This window comes from Pseudomonas sp. FSL R10-0399 (assembly GCF_009600165.1).
GTDB lineage: Bacteria > Pseudomonadota > Gammaproteobacteria > Pseudomonadales > Pseudomonadaceae > Aquipseudomonas > Aquipseudomonas helleri.
This window is the reverse complement of record NZ_WIWK01000111.1, coordinates 1-19,469: the sequence shown is the minus strand read 5'-3', so window position 1 is coordinate 19,469 and position 19,469 is coordinate 1. Positions and strand designations below refer to the sequence as shown.

Below are 19,469 nucleotides of genomic sequence, written 5' to 3'. Positions count from 1 at the left end.
CCCTTTCGCCACCGTACAACTCGCGCACCAATATTTTTAACTGAAAAAACAATGGGTTATTTCATGTTTGATAGGAGCGAGCTTGCCTCGCGATCTTTTAAGGTTCAAAAGATCGCGAGGCAAGCTCGCTCCTACAAGTGGATCTGGTTGGGTTTAGGCGTTACCCGCCAGTTTCAAGCGCGCGGCCTGGGTGAAATCCAGCATGCGTTTGAGCGGGCGAACGGCGTGGGGCACCAGCGCCGGGTCGACAAAGATCTCGTTCGTACCCTTTTGCAAGCACTCAAGGGTGCGCTCCAGGGTGTTCATGGCCATCCACGGGCAATGCGCGCAACTGCGGCACGCCGCGCCGTTACCGGCAGTCGGGGCTTCGATAAAGACTTTGTCCGGGCACAACTGCTGCATTTTGTAAAAAATGCCGCGGTCGGTGGCGACGATAAAGGTTTTGTTCGGCAGCTTTTGCGCAGCGGCAATCAGTTGGCTGGTGGAACCCACCGCGTCTGCCAGCTCAATCACCGACTCCGGCGACTCCGGGTGCACCAGAATCGCGGCGTCCGGGTACAAAGCCTTCATGTCTTCCAGTTGCTTGGACTTGAACTCTTCGTGAACGATGCAAGCACCGTCCCACAGCAGCATGTCTGCCCCGGTCTGACGCTGGATGTAACGCCCCAGGTGCTTGTCCGGGCCCCAAATGATTTTCTCGCCGTTGTCCATCAGGGTTTCGACGATTTCCAGTGCACAACTGGACGTCACCACCCAATCGGCCCGCGCTTTAACGGCCGCCGAGGTGTTGGCGTACACCACCACGGTGCGCTCGGGGTGTTGATCGCAAAACGCCGAGAACTCTTCGACCGGGCAGCCCAGGTCCAGCGAACACGTGGCCTCCAGGGTCGGCATCAGCACGCGTTTTTCAGGGGTCAGGATTTTTGCCGTCTCCCCCATGAACCGCACGCCTGCCACCAAAATGGTCTTGGCCGGGTGGGCAGCGCCAAAACGCGCCATTTCAAGGGAGTCAGACACGCAACCACCGGTTTCTTCGGCCAGGGCCTGGATCACCGGGTCACAGTAGAAGTGCGCGACCAGTACCGCATCACGCGCTTTGAGTTCAGCAGCAATGGCTGCACGCAGCGTCGCCTCTTGCTCGGCAGTCAAAGGCGTTGGCTGCTTGGCATCGAGGTGGGCTTGGACCAGAAGTCGTTCAGAAATTTGCGTCATGTTCGCAAGACCTGCAAGCGCTAAGGCGCGAAAGTCGAGTGTACCACCGGCTCCGGACTGTCGAGTCCCGCCGGGAGAATGTGTGTTATCAGGCACGGACCAGCTATCAAGCGCGCTAAGGCTACAGAATAAGCTTGCGATTCAAAAGTTTAATGTTGGTTTTGCCCATGCAGGCAAGGCGCCGATGCGGGCTGGCAAACCCGCATCGGCCGGGGGGCGGGTCAGTTTATTTGAGCGCTGCCAGCACGTGCTCTGCCACCGGGCCACCCGAGGCCGGGTTCTGCCCGGTGATCAAACGCCCATCGGCGATAGCGAACGGCGCCCACGGAGCGTCAGCCTTTTCATAGTGAGCGCCGCGCTTCACCAATTCGGTCTCGGTGAGATACGGCACCACATCAGCCAGCCCGGCCAGGGTCTCTTCCTCATTGGAAAAGCCGGTGACTCGTTTGCCCTTGATCAGTAACTCGCCATTGGACAGCTTGATATTGAGCAAGCCCACCGCTCCATGGCACACCGACGACACCACCCCGCCGTGCTCATAGATGTGGCGGCTGATCGCCTGCAACTGCTCGTTGTCCGGGAAGTCCCAAATCACCCCATGCCCACCGGCGTAATAAATCGCCGCGTAATCGTCAGGATTGATCTCGTCCGGTCTTAGTGTCGCGCCCAAGCGGTTCATGAACGCCTTGTCGTGATACCACTTCCAGTCAATCTCCGAGGCCATGTCCTTGGCCAGGCTGTGCGGGTCAATCGGGGTGTAACCGCCTTGCGGGCTGACGTAATCCACGGCATACCCGGCGGCCTCGACCTTGTGCACAAAATGCACGGCCTCACCCAGCCATAAACCCGTCGCGCGATCCAGATTGGGGTACTTCTCGACGCTGGTCAGTACCACTAGTATTTTTTTGCTCATCGCTGCCTCCTGTCAGAACGACGGGCCATGCGGCCCACGAGCTGTACGACATGTTTGCGTACAGAGTCAGGAGCATAGACAAGCGCTTGCGGGCATTAGTGCCGTGCATCCAAAGCACCTGTCCATTCATCAGTTGGCATTCCAGCCGCCCCCCAGCACTTTGTACAACGTCACCCGGTTGCTCTGCTCGGCCAGCCGCAGGGTGATCAGGTCTTGTTCGGCGCTGTACAGCGAGCGCTGGGTCACGAGGGCTTCGAGGTAGCTTTGCGAGCCGCCCTGATACAGGACCTGCGACAGCTCATAGCTGGTGCGGCTGGCCTTGGTCAGCGCCATTTGGGCAGCCAGACGCTGATCCAGAGTGCTGCGCACGGCCAGGGCATCGGCCACTTCGCTGAAGGCGGTCTCCAGGGTTTTCTGGTAGGTCTGCACCTCAATGTCGCGGGCGACCTTGGCGGAGTCCAGCGCAGCCCGATGGCTGCCGGCGTCGAAAATTGGCAGGCTGATACTCGGCGCAAAGTTCCACGCGCCGCTACCACCGCTGAACAGACTCGACAGGCTGGAGCTGGCCGCCCCCGCCCCCGCCGTCAGGGTAATACTGGGGAAGAACGCGGCGCGGGCGGCACCGATATCGATGTTGGCCGACTTGAGCGTGTGCTCGGCCGCCAGCACGTCGGGGCGACGCTGCAACAGGGTGGAGGGCAATTCCCCCGGCACCTGCACCAGCATCGCGACCGACTGCAAACTGTCGCCGGGCAAGTATTGCGCCGGTATGGCGCTGCCGACCAACAGGCGCAAGGCATTCTGGTCTTGCAAGACCTGGCTGGCATACACACCGACGTCGACCTTGGCCGACTCCACGGTGGTTTGCGCTTCAGACACCGCCAAACCGGCGGCCCCGCCCAGTGCATGGCTGCGCTGGGTCAGGTCGTAAGTGGCCTGCTGGCTGACCAGGGTTTGCCGGGCCAACGCCAAGCGTTCGTTGTCGGCCGCCAGGGTCAACCAGGCGATGCCGACTTCGGCCACAAGGCTGATCTGTGTGCTGCGCCGGGTTTCAGCCAGCGACAGGTAAGGTTCCAGCGCCTCGTCCTCGAGGTTCTGCACGCGGCCAAACAGATCCAGCTCGTAGCTGCTCAGCCCCAATTGGGCGCTGTAATCGTGGCTGGTGGTGCCGGACGTTCGACTATGGCTGCCACTTACGCTCGCATCGATCGCCGGTAAACCCGCCGCGCGCTGGATGCGGTACTGCGCCTGGGCCTTTTCAATGTTCAGGGTCGCCACCCGCAAGTCGCGGTTGTTGGTCAACGCCAGCGCCTGAAGGTGCGCCAGGCGCGGGTCGGTAAAAAACTGCTGCCAACGGATATCCGCCGCGGCTTGGCCGTTGGGCACGGCGGTGCCCGGCAGCCATTGTTCATCGACCGCAGCCTGAGGGCGCTCATACGTGGGCGCCAGATTGATGCAACCGCTGAGCAGCGCCAAGGCTGCCAGCAAGGGCCAACGAAAACGACTCATGCGTCACCTTTTGGGTCAGGGGTGCGAACGCGACTGAAGCGGCGGCGAATCAGCACGAAAAACAGCGGTACAAAGAAGATGCCCAACAGCGTGGCGCTGAACATGCCGCCCAGTACCCCGGTGCCGATGGCACGGCGCCCGGCAGAACCTGCGCCCGTACTCAGCGCCAGCGGCAAGACACCAAACATAAAGGCCAGTGAGGTCATCAGAATCGGTCGCAAGCGCTGGCGCACCGCGATCAGGGTGGCCTCGATCAAGCTATTGCCCTGCTCATGCAGGTGCTTGGCGAACTCCACAATCAAAATCGCGTTCTTCGCCGCCAGGCCCACGGTGGTCAGCAAACCCACTTGAAAGTACACGTCATTGCTCAACCCGCTGAACCGCGTGGCCAGCACGGCGCCCACCACACCTAGCGGCACCACCAGCATCACCGAAAAAGGCACTGACCAGCTCTCGTAGAGTGCCGCCAGACACAGGAACACAAACAGCACCGATATCCCGTACAGCAACGGTGCTTGCGAGCCCGACAAACGCAGTTGATAAGACTGCCCGGTCCACTCGTAGCCGATGCCTTCGGGCAACTGCCGGATGATGCTCTCCACGGCGTCCATGGCCACCCCGGAGCTCACGCCCGGCGCGGGGTCACCCACCACTTCCAGCGACGAACTGCCGTTATAGCGCTCGAGTAACGGCGAGCCGTAACTCCACGAAGTGCTGGCGAACGAAGAGAACGGGACCATTTCATCGTTGCTGTTACGCACAAACCAGTGGTCCAGGTCGGCGGCCTGCATGCGCGCGGTCGCCTCGCCCTGCACGTAGACCTTTTTCACCCGGCCCTGGTTAAGAAAATCGTTAACGTAAGTGCCGCCCAGCGCGGTGGACAAGGTGGCGTTGATGTCGCTGGTGCTCAGGCTCAAGGCGCCCGCCTTGCGATCATCAATGTTGACCTTGAGCTGCGGCGTGTCGTCCAGGCCGTTGCTGCGCACGCCTTGCAGACGCGGGTCTTTTTGCGCCAGTTCGATAAATTGCTCGCGCGCCGCCACCAACGCGTCATGCCCCAGCCCCGCGAGGTCCTTTAGCTGCAAATCGAACCCGGAGCTTTGCCCCAGCCCGCGCACGGCAGGCGGTTGCATGACAAACACGTTGGCATCGCCAATGCTCGACAACGCCTCGGTCGCCCGCTGCGCGATAGACGCGGCGTCCTGGCCTGCGCCCGTGCGCTCGCTCCAGTCCTTGAGCCGGATAAAGGCCCGGGCCGAGTTCTGACTGTTGCCGCCCATGCCCAGACCCGAGATGCTGATCAGCGCTTCGACTTCCGGTTGCTCGAGCATATAGCCCTCGAACTGCTTGAGCACCGCCTGGGTACGGTCATCCGTTGCGCCCACGGGCAACTGCACTTGGGCCATCAAGATGCCCTGGTCTTCATCGGGCAAAAATGAGGTTGGCAAGCTGGCGTAGCCGGCCGCCATGGCGGCGATCACCAACAGGTACACCACCAGGCTGCGGCCACCCCGGCGTACGATCCCTCCTACGCCTTTTTGATAAGCCTCGGCGCTTCGCTCAAAGGTGCGGTTGAACAATCCGAAGAAGCCGCTAGCAGCAGCGTGCCCTTTGGCATCGGAAGGCTTGAGCAAGGTCGCGCACAGCGCGGGCGTCAGGGTCATGGCCACCAGCACCGAGAGCACCATGGCCGAAACGATGGTCACCGAAAACTGCCGATAAATGATCCCGGTTGAACCCCCAAAAAATGCCATGGGGATAAACACCGCGCTCAGCACCAACGCGATGCCCACCAGCGCGCTGGTGATTTCGGCCATCGACTTGCGCGTGGCTTCCAGCGGCGAAAGCCCTTCTTCGCTCATCACCCGCTCGACGTTTTCCACCACCACAATCGCGTCGTCCACCAACAGGCCGATGGCCAGTACCATGGCGAACATGGTCAAGGTGTTGATCGAATAGCCGAACAGCGCCAGCACCCCGAACGTGCCCAGCAAGACTACCGGCACCGTGATGGCCGGGATCAGCGTGGCGCGTACATTTTGCAAGAACAAAAACATGATCAGCACCACCAGCACGATGGCTTCGCCCAACGACTTGACCACCTCTTCAATCGACAGGCTGACGAACGGGGTCGTGTCATAGGCGATCACATTTTTGAGCTGCATTTCGCTCGGGTAAAACGGCTGGAGCTCGGCGAGCCTGGCCTTGACGGCCTCCCCGACCTTAAGCGCATTGGCGCCCGTGGCCAACTGTACGCCCATTGCGGCGGCGGGCTTGCCATTGAGGGCCGAGTTCACGTCGTAACTGTCACTGCCCAGTTCAACCCGCGCCACCTCACCGAGCAACACCACCGCGCCTGTGCTGTCGGACTTGACCAACACATTGCGGAACTCTTCGGCGGTCTGCAATTTGCTGCGCGCACTGATCGTTGCATTCAGTTGCTGCTTGGCCACGGCTGGCAACGCCCCGAGCTGGCCCGCCGACACTTCGGTGTTTTGTGCCTCCAGCGCGGTGATCACATCCGAGGGCATCAAGGCGTATTTTTCGAGCAGCGCCGGGTCCAGCCAGATGCGCATGGCGTAGCCCGAACCGAGGGTTTGCACCACGCCGACTCCGTCGATCCGGGCAATCGAGTCAAGCAAGGTGCTGGAGATGTAATCGCCAATTTGCGTGCCGGTCACGCTAGGTTTGTCGGACGCGAGGGCTGCAATCATCAAGAAGTCAGAGCCGCCCTTGGTCACGGTCAGGCCTTCGCTCTGCACCGAAGCGGGTAGCCGCGACTCCACTTGTTGCAGCTTGTTCTGCACCTGCATCTGCGCCACGTCTGGGTCGGTGCCGGCATCGAAGGTCAAACTGATACTGGCGCTGCCTGCCGAACTGCTGGACGCCGACATGTAGGTGAGCTTGTCGAGCCCGGTCATTTGCTGCTCGATGATCTGGGTCACCGAGTCTTCAACGGTCTTGGCCGAGGCGCCGGTGTAGGTTGCAGAAATGCGCACGGTGGGCGGTGCGATGTCCGGGTATTGCTCCAGCGGCAACTGACTGATCGACATCGCCCCCGCGAGCATGATGACGATGGCGATCACCCAGGCAAAAATCGGCCGGTCGATAAAAAAGCGCGCCATGCTCAGTTCCCCTGCGCAATGGCGGTGGGTGTCACGGCGCGTGGCACGCCCCGGGCTTCACTGTTTTGCGCCAGCACCTCGGCGCCGACCCGAACCTTCTGCCCGCCTTCGATAATCACTTGGTCACCCGCATTCAACCCGGCGCTGACCCACCACTGGTTACCCACCGCCCGGTCAATCGCCAGTACCCGTTGCTCAACCTTGCCGTTGACTACCACCAGCACCGAAGTCACGCCACTGGCGCTTCGGGTCACGGCTTTTTGCGGTATCAAAATGGCCTTGTCATCGCTGGCCAGCTCCAGAACCGCGCGCACATACATGCCCGGCAACAACAGGTGCTCAGGGTTGGCGAACACGGCGCGCAGGGTCACGGTGCCGGTGCCTTGGTTGACCGCGACACCGCTGAACTTGAGGGTGCCGGCATGGTTGTAGGGGCTGCCATCATCGAGCGTCAGCAACACCGGTGCTTCGCCTTCGGCGCTATTGCCTTGCAACGCACCGCTGGCCAGGTCGCGCTTGAGGCGCAGCAGCTCAGTGGTCGATTGGGTGATATCGACGTAGATCGGGTCCAGTTGCTGCACCGTGGTCAGCGCCGTGGTTTGCGCGGCGACCAACAACGCGCCGGGGGTGACGGTCGAGGTTTCGATACGGCCGCTGAGCGGCGAGGTGATCCGGGTATAGCCCAGATTGATCCGGGCCGTGTCGACCCCGGCTTGCGCCACCTGCAACTCGGCCTGGGCCGTGAGCAAGCTGACTTGGGCATCTTCGTTGTCTTGCTGGCTGATGGCGTCAATTTTTACCAACGCTGCATTACGCGTGGCCGTGGCCTGCGCCGACTTGAGCGTGGCGTGGGCCTTGCTTGCTGTCGCTTGCGCTTCGGCCAGCGTGGCCTTGTACGGCGCCGGGTCGATTTGGTACAGCGCCTGCCCGGCCTTGACCTCGGCGCCCTCGACAAACAGCCGCTGCTGAACAATTCCGCCCACCTGCGGGCGAATGTCAGCCAGCATAAAAGCCTGGGTGCGCCCGGCCAGCTCGGTGGTCAGCGCCTGGCGTTGCGGCTGCACCGTCATCACCTGGACTTTCGGGGTTTGCGCCACGGGCGGGGCATCGTCAGCCGAGCAGCCGCCCAAGGCAAAAAGAACCAGTACGGCAACCACCACCGCGGCGGTTACCAGAGATTTAGCAAAAAGTTTGGTCGGCATAGCGGCCTCTGCAAGTGGGGTGGCTTAAGCCATGCGCCATCGTGCGAGGCAAATGTGCAGGAAATTTGAAGATTGCCCACACGCCTTGAATCTTCGGCCAGCGGGGGCCTAAATGAGCAGGCCATTCACTGACAAGCCCGAGCCCATGAAGCTGAGCATCTCCACCAAACTGTTTATTGCGATTCTCGCCAGTGTGTTGTTGGTCATCCTGAGCATGGGCCTGGCCACCAGTTGGAGCTTCGGCCGCGGCTTTCTCGGCTACCTCAACGAACAGGCCCTGGAACGCATGGCCCCGGTGTTACCACGATTGGCCAGCGCGTATGAACGCGAAGGCAGTTGGGAGTTTCTGCGCAATAAACCTGATCGCTGGTTTGAGGTGATGCGTCCGGAGCCAGAAGATGAAGTGCGCACCCGCGACCTTAAAAACCCGCTGCCGTCCGACCTCACCGGCGCGTTATTTCGTATTGCCTTGCTCGACCAGCACAAAAAAAGGGTCACGGGTTACCCCTCGATCGGTGACGACGCCCTGCTGCGCCCCATCGACGTGGGCGGCAAAACCGTCGGCTGGCTGGCCGTGACGCCCTTTCAAAGCGTGACCGAGGCCGGGGGCGAGCGTTTTCAGCAGTATCAATTGCGCACCAGCCTGGCCGTGGGGGTGCTGTCGTTGCTGCTGGCGATGCTGATTGCCTGGTGGATCGCGCGCACCTTGCTCGACCCGGTCAAGCGTGTGGCCGCCGCCACCCATCGGCTGGCCCAGGGCGAATACAGCAACCGGGTGGCGGTGTCGTCCAACGATGAAGTGGGCCAATTGGCCCGGGACTTCAACCAACTGGCCTTCACCCTGGAGCGCAATGAAACCATGCGCCGCGAATTCATGGCCGATGTATCCCACGAGTTACGCACGCCACTGTCGATCTTGCGCGGCGAGCTGGAGGCCATCGAAGACGGCGTGCGCAGCCTTGATCACGCCTCGATGAAGTCTTTGCAAGCTGAAGTCGGGATGCTCAGCAAATTGGTAGATGACCTGTATGAACTCTCGTTGGCAGACGTGGGCGCATTGACCTATCGCAAGAGCGAATGCGTACTCAATGACGTGCTTGAGGAATCACTGGCGATGTTCCAGGAGCGCTGCAACGCCGCGCAATTGCACATTGATATGGAACTGCCTGCACAACCGCTGGTGCTCGAAGCGGACGCCAAGCGCCTGCAACAACTGTTCAGCAACCTGTTGGAAAACGCCGTGCGCTACACCGACCCCGGTGGCCGGGTGGAAATCCGCGCCAGCCAGGAGGACGATGCCGTGTGCGTCAGCATCATGGATTCCGCGCCCGGTGTTGACCCCCAGCAACTGCCGCGGCTGTTTGAGCGCTTCTATCGTGGCGAAGCCTCGCGCAACCGGGCCAGCGGCGGTGCCGGGCTGGGCTTGGCGATCTGTCACAGCATTGCCCTCGCCCACGGCGGCAGCCTGACAGCCGACCACTCCCCGCTGGGCGGCCTCTGGCTGAACCTGCGGCTACCACGCAAAGGGTGATTCATGAGCATTCTGATCGTCGAAGACGAACCCAAACTGGTCGCCCTGATGCGCGATTATTTATCGCTCGAAGGCTACCCGGTCCATTGCCTGGGCAACGGCCTTGAGGTGGTGCCGTGGGTTCGCGCGCATTCGCCACGCTTGATCTTGCTCGACCTGATGCTGCCGGGCCGCGATGGCCTGGACATCTGCAGGGAACTGCGCAGTTTTAGCGCGGTGCCGATCATCATGATCACCGCCCGGGTCGAAGAAGTGGACCGCTTGCTGGGGTTGGATCTGGGCGCCGATGACTACATCTGCAAACCGTTCAGCCCACGGGAGGTGGTGGCCAGGGTCAAAGCGATACTGCGCCGCAGCCCGCACCTGGAGACCGTGGCGCAAGCGCGCATCGAGATCGACGAAAGCCGCTACAGCGCTGCTTTTGATGGTGTGCCGCTGGACCTGACGCCGGTTGAGCTGCGCCTGCTCAACACCTTTGCCCGCGCTCCGGGCCGGGTGTTCTCCCGCGACCAATTGCTCGACAAGCTGTATTCCGATCACCGGGTGGTCACCGACCGCACGGTCGACAGCCATATCCGCAACCTGCGGCGCAAGCTTGCGCAGGCGTGCCCCGCAGAGGACCCGATCCAGTCGCTGTATGGCGTGGGGTACAAGCTGGAGCTTTAAAGCGACTCATTGAACAGCGCAAAACTCGCAAGGTGTTGCCGGGCGTTTTGCAGCGCCGTGGCCACCGCCTCTTCGCCAAACACCAGCCCTTCCAAATACACAAAGTGGATGTCAGACAGCCCAAGCATCGTGAAGACTTCACGCAGGTAGTCGGTCAGGAAGTCACGCTGTTTGGCCCTCGGCCCTTGATGAAAGCCACCCGAACCCACCAACACGTAAACCGGGCGAGAGGCGAGCAAGCCGGTTTTGCCGTCTGGCCCCGAGCTAAAGGTGCGATGGATGCGCAACACGTAGTCAATCCACAGCTTCAGCGACGCCGGAACCGTCAGGTTGTGCATGGGCGTGCAAACAAACACGACATCGCTGCGCTCCAGCTCCTGAATCAATGCTTCGGACACATCAAACACCGGCGCATCGAACGCCGTGGGCTTGGTCAACGCCGCGCCGTACTCAATGTTCAACGGGGGCAAAGGCTGTTCTGCCAGGTTTCGTTCGATCAACTCCAGATCCGGGTAACGTTGGCGCAGGCTCTGCAGTTGCTCGTGCGCCAGTTGCCGGGCGTGGGAAAAATCACCGTGGGGGCTGGCGTTGATCAGCAGTGCGGTTTTCATGGGTGGGCCTCGCTCAGTTTTTCGGTGAAGTGCATACCACGGGCCAGCAGCCCCTGACGGAAGTAAAAGCGCTGGGCCAACGCCATGTGCAGCCCTGTATCCAGTACAAAATGATCGCAACCGCGTCGAACGGCCTCCTCGCGTACGGCGTTCAACAACGTGGTGCCCACGCCTGAGCCTTGAAGCTGCGGGCTGATCACCAGGTCATCAACGTAAATAAAGCGGCCATAGATCAGGTTTTCAAGTTCGCGATAGCCGGCCAACCCGACCATCCCTTGGCCGTTGCTGATCGCCAACAACCGGTAGCCCTGCCGGGTCTGCCGCGACAATTGCGCGACATAAGCATCCGGGTCAGATAAATGCGGACGCAACACGCGCATCAGATCAAAACTGGCGTGTTGGTCTGTGGGGGTTTCCAGAAGCTGAAAGGTGTAGTCCATGCTCGTCTGCCCTCTGTAAAAGTTGGCTTACTGTAGGGACATAACGGCACAGGCCACAGATCCAAAAAATGCCTTCAGGACTGGGCCATAGAAACGTCAGAGCCTCCAATACGTGTTCTATTCAGACGAATAAACGTGACAAGGATGCCTTGTTGAAATCCGCGTCTATAATCTGCCGAAAAAATCCATGGAGGAAACGCTGTGACCATTGCGCTGCATCTCTTAGTCATCATTCTTTCGTTGGGTCTTGTCCGCTACTTGGGCCCCAAATGGCTGATCCCCATCGGTATTGTCTGGTCCGCGGTGACGGTATTCACTCTTTTTTGGCCCCCCCTTATCGCCCTTCAATTGAGTGTCATCTGGGCGACGGTCTGGCTGTTGAAAGCCCATGCAGCCAAGTCCCGGCAGGACGAAACGTCCAGACAACCTGCATACGGATCCAGCGCAGTGTTGACCGACAACAAAGCGATACCGCAGACCAGTGCCTATCAGGACAGCATTAAATCCGGTGAAATTAACTGGCGCCCCGACGAACCCGCTGAAGAGCCGCACACTCACGCGAGCCTGGACCACGACTATCACCAGCAAGAGATCATGGCCGCCACCGGCCAAATGCTGGCCTCGCGCAAGCTTGAACAGGATCACATCGAATCGATACTGGCACGGGCCGAAAAGCACCATCAAACCGCGCTCAAGTTGCTTGAAGACGAGTCGTTCAAACGAGGATATGAAGAGGCGTACGCCATGTATGAGGCACTGCTTCGGGGGGAAAAAGCTGCAACTGCGTCCATTCCCTTTACTGATTTCAGCCGCCCCGACACGCATGTTGTCAAACCGGTGGACGATGCCATTCAGAACACGTTTGAAAGCTCCGCCAATGAATACTCGGCGTTTTTGAAAAATACGGTTGTGCGTTTACAACAACGCAAAGGTCTGCGTGAGTTGTTTGAAAAAGAGATGCTCATCGCAGGCGGTTCGCAGGTGCTGAACCGGATCAAAAGCTTTGAAGCCGGGGACGAATGGCGCTACGCGGACCGCCGCAAGAAGGTACGCGGCACACTCGCTGACCGACAATTAAAAGCCTGAAAGGCGCTAGGGCCTCACCCATGGGGGAGGCCCTGACATCCGTCAGTTACATCAACACTCACTGCCAACGCTTGAACAGCACGCTCGCATTGACCCCGCCAAAGCCGAAACCATTTGAAATCGCGTATTCAATCGCCAGCTTTTGCGCCTGCCCGCGCACCAGATTGAGCCCGGAAGCCGCAGGATCCGGCGTCTCAAGGTTCAGGGTTGCCGGGGCGATCTGGTCGCGCAAGGCCAGCAAGGTGAAGATCGCCTCAATGCCACCTGCCGCGCCCAACAAGTGCCCGGTCGCTGATTTGGTGGCGCTGATGGCAACGTCGGAGTTGTCGCCAAACAGGCTGTTGATGGCGGCCAACTCGCCTTTGTCACCCACTGGGGTCGAGGTGGCATGGGCGTTCAAATGCTGGATCTGCGCCGGGGTTATACCCGCCTGCTTAATCGCCTGCTCCATCGCCCGCCGTGCACCTGAGCCATCTTCCGGCCCGGCGGTCATGTGGTAGGCATCGGCACTGGTGCCATACCCCACCAGTTCCGCAATCGGCGTGGCGCCTCGGGCCAGGGCGTGCTGCAGCTCTTCGATCACCAGCAAACCAGCGCCCTCGCCCATCACAAAACCGTCGCGCGCTTGATCGAACGGGCGTGAGGCGCGCTCAGGGGTGTCTTTGAAACCGTGGGACAACGCCCGCGCCGCCGCAAAACCACCCAGGCTCACACGATGAATACAGGCTTCGGCGCCACCACACACGGCCACGTCAACTTCACCAGCACGAATCATCCGCGCCGCATCGCCAATCGCCTGCACACCGGCAGCACACGCCGTGACCGGGGCGCCCAGCGGGCCTTTGAGGTGATGCAGAATCGACACATGCCCGGCCGCCAAATTGCACAAAAACGACGGGATGGTGAACGGTGACAAGCGGCGCGGGCCCTTGCTGTCAGCGGTGCGCACCGCCTCGGCAATGGCCGGAAACCCGCCCACACCGGACGCGATAATCGTCGCCGTACGCTCTTGCTGCAATTGAGTTTGCGGCGCCCAGCCCGCTTGCTCCAGCGCTTCTTTAGCGGCGGCAAGTGCAAACAGAATGAAGCGGTCCATCTTGCGCTGTTCTTTGGCGGGGATCAGCGCGTCGGGGTCAAACCCGGCTTGCGGGTCCTGATCACGGTCCAGTACCTGGCCGCCAATGCTGACGGCCAAATCACCGACCAGCGCTTCAGGCAGTCGACGGATCCCGGACTGCCCTGCCAGCAAACGGCTCCAGGTCTGTTCGACCCCACAGCCCAGCGGGGTCACCGCGCCCATGCCCGTCACAACAATGCGTCTACTCACGATGGCTCACTCCATAAATTTTGCTTGGTAGCGGTACAGTGACGAAACTATCATTATGAAAGTAACATCAGTGAGCAAAACTTTTCTCGTCTCTCAGGAACCGCAATGCAACGCACATCGCTTACAAACGCCGAATGCCCTGTCGCCCGTGGACTGGAACGGGTAGGAGAATGGTGGAGCATCTTGATCATGCGCGATGCGCTGCAAGGGTTAAGGCGCTTTGACGAGTTTTCACAAAGCTTGGGGATTGCCCCGAACATGCTGACGCGCAGGCTCAACACCCTGGTCGAAGAAGGATTACTGGAGCGCAGACGCTACAGCGAGCGCCCGCCCCGGTATGAATATGTACCGACGGCGGTGGGAGAAGATTTCAAAATCGTGATCATGGCGTTTATTGCCTGGGGCAATCGGCATTACACGCCCGAGGGCGAAAGCGTGCAGATCATTGATCAACAGACCCGCCATCCACTCCAGGTGGTGCTGATGGACGCAGTTGAAGGCCGTGCGGTGCCCATTGAACAGTGCACCGTCAAGGCCGGGCCGGCAGCGAGTCCAGGCATGCAGGAGCGCCTGACATTTGTAGCGGGCAGGCAGCCGCAAGACGCCTGAAGTGATGGCTCAAGTGCAATAAAAGGTAGTCGCCGCCCCAATGACAAGACGTTGATCGGTGTGATGCGGCACCCCTGATCAGCGCGTTGCGGCCTCGGCAGCGACTACAGGAACGGGGCTTACTGGCAGACTTTCGCAGCCGCCGGGTCGTTAGGCACGAATGAATCGGTGGCACCCGGTTTCAGCACCACGTAGCCACGGCGCCACGGTTGATCATCGACCATTTTCCAGCGGTGCCCGGAGCCGGTGTTGTCGGCTGCCAGCAGCACTTCGCCCGGGTGCAAAGTAAACGTCTCACCGGTGCGCGTCTCAAAGGCCAGCGTGCCGGACAAGGTCATGACGTACTGCGGCTCCGGGTCGTTATGCCAGTCAAACGAGGCATGCGCCGGGCTTTGTTTGAAGTGAATGGCCGTCACATCGTTGCGCATGTTCTGGTTGATGGTCCCTTGCAGAACATGCGAGGCGTCGTCTGCACCGGTGCACAGTTTGTAGGCCTTGATGGTGTCAGTGGCGGACGTGGCCGCTTGAGCGCCGCTCAGTGTCGCGAGGGTGATTGCGACAGCACCCGCCGTCCGCAAGCTGAGGCTGCACAGACCTTGAATGACCGTGTGCCGCGACGAACGTTTTTTCTGATGCATGAAACCTGTTTCCCTTGTCCTGAAAGTACCTGATAGGCGTTGCTTGCAGAACATGTTCGACGCCGTGGGCCTTCGCGACAACTAACTAATAATTCATAGATCGCACAAGGCTGATGCAGCTGGCGTGGAAACTACATTGTGCGCTAAAGGTATTGACGCTAAATTGTTGGCTCTTTTAACGCCAAGGTTCCTGTGATGACTGTCGACGACCACTCCGCCCCGGCAGACGCTGGCAGTTGTGATTACCTGCTGCTGCAAAACCAGCTGTGTTTTTCACTGCACTCCACCTCGTTGATGATGACCAAGGTGTACAAGCCCCTGCTTCAGGCCTTGAACCTGACCTACCCGCAATACCTGGCGATGCTGGTGTTATGGGAAGAAGACGGTCTGACCGTAGGGGAAGTCAGTGCGCGTCTGCTGACAGATCCGGGGTCGTTGACGCCGTTGCTCAAGCGCCTGGAAGCCGAAGGCATGCTCAGCCGGGTTCGCAGCCATGAAGACCAGCGAGTGGTTCACCTGCGCTTGACCGAGCAGGGCAAAGCGCTGCAAGAAAAAGCCAAGGCCATCCCCCAGTGCATCCTGGCCGCCAGCGGGCTGAGCCTGGAGCAGTTGCAAGACATCCAGAAAAACCTGCTGCTGCTGCGCCGCAACCTGCACGCCAGCCTCTGAATATTATTCCGTCTGTAGGAGCGAGCTTGCCTCGCGATCTTTTGATTTTTAAAGATCAAGAGATCGCGAGGCAAGCTCGCTCCTACAGTCAGTTTGTTTCCTGAAAATAAATAGTCTTTTAGATCAACGAGATAGATCTGTTTTAGGTGCGCTTTGAAAAAATAGCTTGCGCACAAACTATTTGAGCGCTAATTTTTAGCTATCTTCTTAGCGCGCAAACAATTAGCGCTAAAGATAAATCTCATCAGACACTTATCAGTAAGGAAAGACCGCCATGAACGTTCTCTATACCGCTGTTGCAACCGCTACCGGTGGCCGTGATGGTCGCGCTGTTTCGAGTGACAAGGTCCTCGACGTCAAGCTGACCACGCCAAAAGAACTGGGCGGTGCGGGCGGTGAAGCCACGAACCCTGAGCAACTGTTTGCCGCCGGTTACTCGGCCTGCTTTATCGGTGCCTTGAAATTTGTCGCCAGCCAGACCAAGCGCAGTATTCCGGCCGACGCCTCGATCACGGCCCACGTGGGTATTGGCCAGATCCCGGGCGGTTTCGGTCTGGACATCGACCTGCACATCAGCCTGCCGGGCCTTGAGCAAGCCGACGCCCAAGCGCTGGTAGACGCTGCGCACCAGGTGTGCCCTTACTCCAACGCCACCCGCGGTAACGTCGACGTGCGTCTGCACGTCAGCGTTTAAATCACCTGACTCATTGTGGGAGCGGGCTTGCTCGCGATGGATACGACAAGGTGTCAAAGTCGCGCACCGTGTTGCCTGCATCGCGAGCAAGCCCGCTCCCACAGCTTTAAATCCGCGCCAGCGCCTGTGCCAGGTCAGCGCGCAAATCGTCGACATCCTCAACACCCACCGACAGCCGCACCAGACCATCGCCGATACCCAACTGCGCACGGGTTTGGGCGGGGATGGTGGCGTGGGTCATGATGGCCGGGTGTTCGATCAGGCTTTCAACCCCGCCCAGGCTTTCGGCCAGGGCAAAAATCTGCACGCTTTCAAGGAAGCGCCGGGCGCCCGCCAGGTCGGTGTTCAAGTCGATGGAAATCATCCCGCCAAACCCACGCATCTGCCGACGCGCCAACTCATGCTGCGGGTGCGATGCCAGCCCCGGGTAGTGCACACGCGACACGTGCGGTTGGCGCTCCAGCCATTGCGCCAGCTCCAGCGCGTTGCTGCAGTGACGCTCCATGCGCAGGGCCAGGGTTTTAACCCCGCGCAGGGTGAGGAAGGCATCAAACGGCCCGGCAATCGCGCCCACCGCGTTTTGCAGGAAGCGCAAGCGCTCGGCCAGTTCCAGGTGCTTGACGATGGCGATGCCGCCGATCACATCCGAGTGGCCGTTCAGGTACTTGGTGGTCGAATGCACCACCACATCAAAACCCAACTCCAGCGGGCGCTGCACCCAAGGACTGGCGAAGGTGTTATCGGCCACGCAAATGATGCCGCGCGCCCGGCAGATGCTCGCCACGGCCGCCAGGTCAGTCAGGCTGAGCAGCGGGTTGCTCGGGGTTTCGACCCAGACCATCCGCGTGTTGTCCTGCAACGACGCTTCAAAAGCGCTGAGGTCTGTCAGGTCGACGAAGCTGAAGCTGTGCCCGGCGCTGCGCTGGCGGACTTTGTCGAACAGGCGGAACGTACCGCCGTACAAATCGTTGCCCGAGACGATGTGCGAACCGGCGTCCAATAACTCCAGCACCGTCGAAATGGCCGCAAGCCCGGAAGCAAAAGCGAAGGCATCTGTGCCGCCTTCAAGGTCCGCGACGCAACGCTCCAGGGCAAACCGCGTCGGATTGTGCGAGCGCCCGTAGTCCAGGCCTTTGTGCACGCCGGGGCTTTCTTGCAAATAGGTGGAGTTGGCATAAATCGGCGGCATCAAGGCCCCGGTGGAAGGGTCCGGCACCTGCCCTGCGTGGATGACGCGGGTGGCAAAGGCGCGGTGTGCGCCGTTTTCATCGTGCTGACTCATGCAAGGGATCTCCGTAGGTGATTGAGCAGGTCGACGCGGGTGATCAGGCCATGAAAGCCCGAAGCGTCAGCAATAATCGCCACCAGCCCGCGGTCGAGTTCGGCCTGTAGTTCAGCCAGACTGGCCTGCGGCGCCAAGGTGTGCAACGTGTCCGTCATGGCGCTCGCGACCGTGCGGCTAAAGTGCGACGCATCGGCATGCAGGCCCAGCAAAATATCGGACTCATCGATCACCCCGACCAGCCGCTTGCCATCCACCAGCACCGGCAGTTGCGATACATCGGCCAGGCGCATGCGCTGGAAAGCGGTGAGCAAGGTGTCGTCCGGGCTGGCGCTGATCACCCGACCATCCTCAAAACGTCGGGCAATCAGGTCACGCAAATCGCCGTAATGCTTGAACTGCAGCAGGCCCTGGTCCTTCATCCACTGGTCGTTGTAGACCTTGGACAAATAACGCGTCCCGGTGTCACACACAAAGCTGACCACGCGCTTGGGCTCGGTTTGCTCGCGGCAATAACGCAACGCGGCGGCCAGCAAGGTGCCGGTTGAAGAACCGCCCAAAATACCTTCAGCCCGCAGCAACTGGCGGGCGTGATCAAAGCTTTCTTCATCGCTGATCGAATAGGCATGACGCACGCTGGACAGGTCGCTGATCGACGGGATGAAGTCTTCGCCAATGCCCTCCACCGCCCAGGAACCGGCTTTGCCGATCACCCCGCTGCGGCTGTATTCGGCCATCACCGAGCCCACCGGGTCGGCCAGAACCATTTCCAGATCCGGTTGCACGCGCTTAAAAAAACGGGTCAAGCCGGTCAACGTTCCGGCAGACCCGACACCCACCACAATGGCATCCAGATCGTGCTGGGTTTGCGACCAGATTTCCGGGGCGGTGCTGCATTCGTGGGCCAGCGGGTTGGCCGGATTATTGAATTGATCGGCGAAAAAAGCATCGGGGATGTCGGCGGCCAAGCGCGCGGCCACGTCCTGGTAATACTCCGGGTGGCCCTTGCCGACGTCAGACCGGGTGATATGCACCTCAGCGCCCATGGCCTTGAGGTGCAACACCTTCTCGGTGGACATCTTGTCCGGTACTACCAGCACCACCCGGTAGCCTTTGGCCCGACCGACCAGCGCCAGCCCCAGGCCAGTGTTACCGGCCGTTGCTTCAACAATGGTGCCGCCGGGGCGCAAACGCCCGTCGCGCTCGGCGGCATCAATCATGGCCAGGCCGACCCGGTCCTTGATCGAGCCTCCGGGGTTTTGCGATTCAAGCTTGAGGAACAGCGTACAAGGCCCGGTATCGAACCGGCTGACACGCACCAGCGGCGTGTTGCCGATCAATTCCAGAACGGCAGGTTGAGGGTTGCTTGGCATGACGTCACTTCCCGTGTTTTGGCACTGGATGGACAGCGACTGGCAACGATTCAGGTCGCGCCAATCACCGAAAACCTCCTAGGACCATAGGCCGGGATGGGGTTGGCCGCAACTTGAAGGGCGATAACTCCTGAGCGTTTAAGCCAAGCCTCCTGACGACGTGGCACCCGCCTCATGAACAATTTTTCATGTCACGGCCCCGTCATTTTCCATTCCTATATTCCTACGTCACACGTTACGAACGGCCTGTATCGGGCCTTGGACTCAACGTTCGCAAGGAGTGCGCATGCTGTGCCCGGCAGTCTGGCCGGGGGAGGAATTTATTGTGGATGCAACGCTGACACCCTTGCCGCACCTTGAGCCATTGCCTGCGGGCAGTACTTCGCGATTGCTGCGCCGTGGCGGCGCGGTGGTGCTGGTGGTGGCGCTGCATCTGTTGGTGCTGAGCCTGGTGAACCGGTCTTCGCCGGTCACGGTGACGCCAGCCGTGACGCGCACTATTTATGCCTCGGTCATTCATCAACCCGCGCCGGCACCCGCCGCCCCTGCTGCACCGACACCGCCCTCTGAGCCCCCTCCTCC

General features: G+C 60.4%; 17 protein-coding genes and 1 pseudogene. 7 read left to right on the top strand and 11 right to left on the bottom strand.

Features of this window, described 5'->3' with window-relative positions; genetic code table 11:
• Nucleotides 1-153: 153 nt before the first annotated feature.
• From nadA to GHO41_RS23900, 5 genes are all read right to left on the bottom strand, one after another.
• Entirely contained in the window at nucleotides 154-1,212 is a 1,059-nt protein-coding gene (gene nadA, locus GHO41_RS23920; RefSeq protein WP_048370437.1) for a quinolinate synthase NadA, read from the bottom strand.
• A 226-nt stretch (nucleotides 1,213-1,438) separates the two neighbouring features.
• Nucleotides 1,439-2,125: a type 1 glutamine amidotransferase domain-containing protein gene (locus GHO41_RS23915; RefSeq protein ID WP_153434811.1), complete on the bottom strand. Its 687-nt coding sequence runs from the start codon at nucleotides 2,123-2,125 to the stop codon at nucleotides 1,439-1,441.
• A 129-nt stretch (nucleotides 2,126-2,254) separates the two neighbouring features.
• Nucleotides 2,255-3,634: an efflux transporter outer membrane subunit gene (locus tag GHO41_RS23910; RefSeq protein WP_153434810.1), complete on the bottom strand. Its 1,380-nt coding sequence runs from the start codon at nucleotides 3,632-3,634 to the stop codon at nucleotides 2,255-2,257.
• Entirely contained in the window at nucleotides 3,631-6,759 is a 3,129-nt protein-coding gene (locus tag GHO41_RS23905) for an efflux RND transporter permease subunit (protein ID WP_153434809.1), read from the bottom strand. The genes GHO41_RS23910 and GHO41_RS23905 overlap by 4 nt, the downstream gene beginning before the upstream one ends.
• 2 nt (nucleotides 6,760-6,761) lie before the next feature.
• A complete protein-coding gene (locus GHO41_RS23900; RefSeq protein WP_153434808.1) occupies nucleotides 6,762-7,961 on the bottom strand; it encodes an efflux RND transporter periplasmic adaptor subunit in 1,200 nt (399 codons plus the stop codon).
• A gap of 112 nt (nucleotides 7,962-8,073) precedes the next feature.
• On the opposite strand from GHO41_RS23900, the gene baeS reads away from it, so the two are divergent.
• On the top strand, nucleotides 8,074-9,492 hold the full coding sequence (gene baeS, locus GHO41_RS23895; RefSeq protein WP_153434807.1) for a sensor histidine kinase efflux regulator BaeS: 1,419 nt from the start codon (nucleotides 8,074-8,076) through the stop codon (nucleotides 9,490-9,492).
• Nucleotides 9,493-9,495: 3 nt separating this feature from the next.
• The gene (locus GHO41_RS23890; RefSeq protein ID WP_123750055.1) at nucleotides 9,496-10,158 is read left to right on the top strand and encodes a response regulator; all 663 of its coding nucleotides are present in this window, start codon (nucleotides 9,496-9,498) and stop codon (nucleotides 10,156-10,158) included.
• Here GHO41_RS23890 and GHO41_RS23885 read toward each other — a convergent pair.
• On the bottom strand, nucleotides 10,155-10,769 hold the full coding sequence (locus GHO41_RS23885) for an FMN-dependent NADH-azoreductase (protein WP_048370451.1): 615 nt from the start codon (nucleotides 10,767-10,769) through the stop codon (nucleotides 10,155-10,157). The genes GHO41_RS23890 and GHO41_RS23885 overlap by 4 nt on opposite strands.
• The gene (locus GHO41_RS23880) at nucleotides 10,766-11,209 is read right to left on the bottom strand and encodes a GNAT family N-acetyltransferase (protein ID WP_048370452.1); all 444 of its coding nucleotides are present in this window, start codon (nucleotides 11,207-11,209) and stop codon (nucleotides 10,766-10,768) included. Before GHO41_RS23880 ends, GHO41_RS23885 begins: the two co-directional genes overlap by 4 nt.
• A gap of 201 nt (nucleotides 11,210-11,410) precedes the next feature.
• Here GHO41_RS23880 and GHO41_RS23875 point away from each other — a divergent pair, with 201 nt between their 5' ends.
• Nucleotides 11,411-12,295, top strand: a complete 885-nt coding sequence (locus tag GHO41_RS23875; RefSeq protein WP_048370454.1) for a hypothetical protein — start codon at nucleotides 11,411-11,413, stop codon at nucleotides 12,293-12,295.
• A gap of 58 nt (nucleotides 12,296-12,353) precedes the next feature.
• Here the strand turns inward: GHO41_RS23875 and fabF are convergent, their stop codons facing one another.
• Nucleotides 12,354-13,622 (bottom strand): beta-ketoacyl-ACP synthase II, encoded by a 1,269-nt coding sequence (gene fabF / locus GHO41_RS23870; protein ID WP_371929017.1) that lies wholly within the window; start codon nucleotides 13,620-13,622, stop codon nucleotides 12,354-12,356.
• Nucleotides 13,623-13,727: 105 nt separating this feature from the next.
• On the opposite strand from fabF, the gene GHO41_RS23865 reads away from it, so the two are divergent.
• Nucleotides 13,728-14,231, top strand: coding sequence for a helix-turn-helix domain-containing protein (locus GHO41_RS23865; protein WP_153434806.1), 504 nt, complete (start codon nucleotides 13,728-13,730; stop codon nucleotides 14,229-14,231).
• A 119-nt stretch (nucleotides 14,232-14,350) separates the two neighbouring features.
• Here GHO41_RS23865 and GHO41_RS23860 read toward each other — a convergent pair whose 3' ends face one another.
• Nucleotides 14,351-14,869, bottom strand: coding sequence for a hypothetical protein (locus tag GHO41_RS23860; protein WP_153434805.1), 519 nt, complete (start codon nucleotides 14,867-14,869; stop codon nucleotides 14,351-14,353).
• Nucleotides 14,870-15,064: 195 nt separating this feature from the next.
• On the opposite strand from GHO41_RS23860, the gene GHO41_RS23855 reads away from it, so the two are divergent.
• Together GHO41_RS23855 and GHO41_RS23850 are read left to right on the top strand one after the other, a co-directional pair.
• Nucleotides 15,065-15,538 carry a MarR family winged helix-turn-helix transcriptional regulator gene (locus GHO41_RS23855; protein ID WP_048370463.1) on the top strand — a complete coding sequence of 158 codons (474 nt, stop codon included), beginning with the start codon at nucleotides 15,065-15,067 and terminating at the stop codon, nucleotides 15,536-15,538.
• 274 nt (nucleotides 15,539-15,812) lie between these two features.
• Nucleotides 15,813-16,232: an organic hydroperoxide resistance protein gene (locus tag GHO41_RS23850; protein ID WP_153330161.1), complete on the top strand. Its 420-nt coding sequence runs from the start codon at nucleotides 15,813-15,815 to the stop codon at nucleotides 16,230-16,232.
• Between the two features lie 106 nt (nucleotides 16,233-16,338).
• On the opposite strand, the gene GHO41_RS23845 is transcribed toward GHO41_RS23850, so the two are convergent.
• Together GHO41_RS23845 and GHO41_RS23840 are read right to left on the bottom strand one after the other, a co-directional pair.
• Nucleotides 16,339-17,514 (bottom strand): cystathionine gamma-synthase, encoded by a 1,176-nt coding sequence (locus tag GHO41_RS23845; RefSeq protein ID WP_153391788.1) that lies wholly within the window; start codon nucleotides 17,512-17,514, stop codon nucleotides 16,339-16,341.
• The gene (locus tag GHO41_RS23840) at nucleotides 17,511-18,887 is read right to left on the bottom strand and encodes a pyridoxal-phosphate dependent enzyme (RefSeq protein WP_048370467.1); all 1,377 of its coding nucleotides are present in this window, start codon (nucleotides 18,885-18,887) and stop codon (nucleotides 17,511-17,513) included. The genes GHO41_RS23845 and GHO41_RS23840 overlap by 4 nt, the downstream gene beginning before the upstream one ends.
• 286 nt (nucleotides 18,888-19,173) lie before the next feature.
• On the opposite strand from GHO41_RS23840, the pseudogene GHO41_RS23835 reads away from it, so the two are divergent.
• A pseudogene (locus GHO41_RS23835) lies at nucleotides 19,174-19,469 on the top strand (hypothetical protein); the annotation flags it as partial.

Bases quoted from the DNA above. Each gene is read 5' to 3' on its own strand.
- nadA (WP_048370437.1), bottom strand. From the start codon at position 1,212: ATGACGCAAATTTCTGAACGACTTCTGGTCCAAGCCCACCTCGATGCC.
- GHO41_RS23915 (WP_153434811.1), bottom strand. From the start codon at position 2,125: ATGAGCAAAAAAATACTAGTGGTACTGACCAGCGTCGAGAAGTACCCC.
- GHO41_RS23910 (WP_153434810.1), bottom strand. From the start codon at position 3,634: ATGAGTCGTTTTCGTTGGCCCTTGCTGGCAGCCTTGGCGCTGCTCAGC.
- GHO41_RS23905 (WP_153434809.1), bottom strand. From the start codon at position 6,759: ATGGCGCGCTTTTTTATCGACCGGCCGATTTTTGCCTGGGTGATCGCC.
- GHO41_RS23900 (WP_153434808.1), bottom strand. From the start codon at position 7,961: ATGCCGACCAAACTTTTTGCTAAATCTCTGGTAACCGCCGCGGTGGTG.
- baeS (WP_153434807.1), top strand. From the start codon at position 8,074: ATGAGCAGGCCATTCACTGACAAGCCCGAGCCCATGAAGCTGAGCATC.
- GHO41_RS23890 (WP_123750055.1), top strand. From the start codon at position 9,496: ATGAGCATTCTGATCGTCGAAGACGAACCCAAACTGGTCGCCCTGATG.
- GHO41_RS23885 (WP_048370451.1), bottom strand. From the start codon at position 10,769: ATGAAAACCGCACTGCTGATCAACGCCAGCCCCCACGGTGATTTTTCC.
- GHO41_RS23880 (WP_048370452.1), bottom strand. From the start codon at position 11,209: ATGGACTACACCTTTCAGCTTCTGGAAACCCCCACAGACCAACACGCC.
- GHO41_RS23865 (WP_153434806.1), top strand. From the start codon at position 13,728: ATGCAACGCACATCGCTTACAAACGCCGAATGCCCTGTCGCCCGTGGA.
- GHO41_RS23860 (WP_153434805.1), bottom strand. From the start codon at position 14,869: ATGCATCAGAAAAAACGTTCGTCGCGGCACACGGTCATTCAAGGTCTG.
- GHO41_RS23855 (WP_048370463.1), top strand. From the start codon at position 15,065: ATGACTGTCGACGACCACTCCGCCCCGGCAGACGCTGGCAGTTGTGAT.
- GHO41_RS23850 (WP_153330161.1), top strand. From the start codon at position 15,813: ATGAACGTTCTCTATACCGCTGTTGCAACCGCTACCGGTGGCCGTGAT.
- GHO41_RS23845 (WP_153391788.1), bottom strand. From the start codon at position 17,514: ATGAGTCAGCACGATGAAAACGGCGCACACCGCGCCTTTGCCACCCGC.
- GHO41_RS23840 (WP_048370467.1), bottom strand. From the start codon at position 18,887: ATGCCAAGCAACCCTCAACCTGCCGTTCTGGAATTGATCGGCAACACG.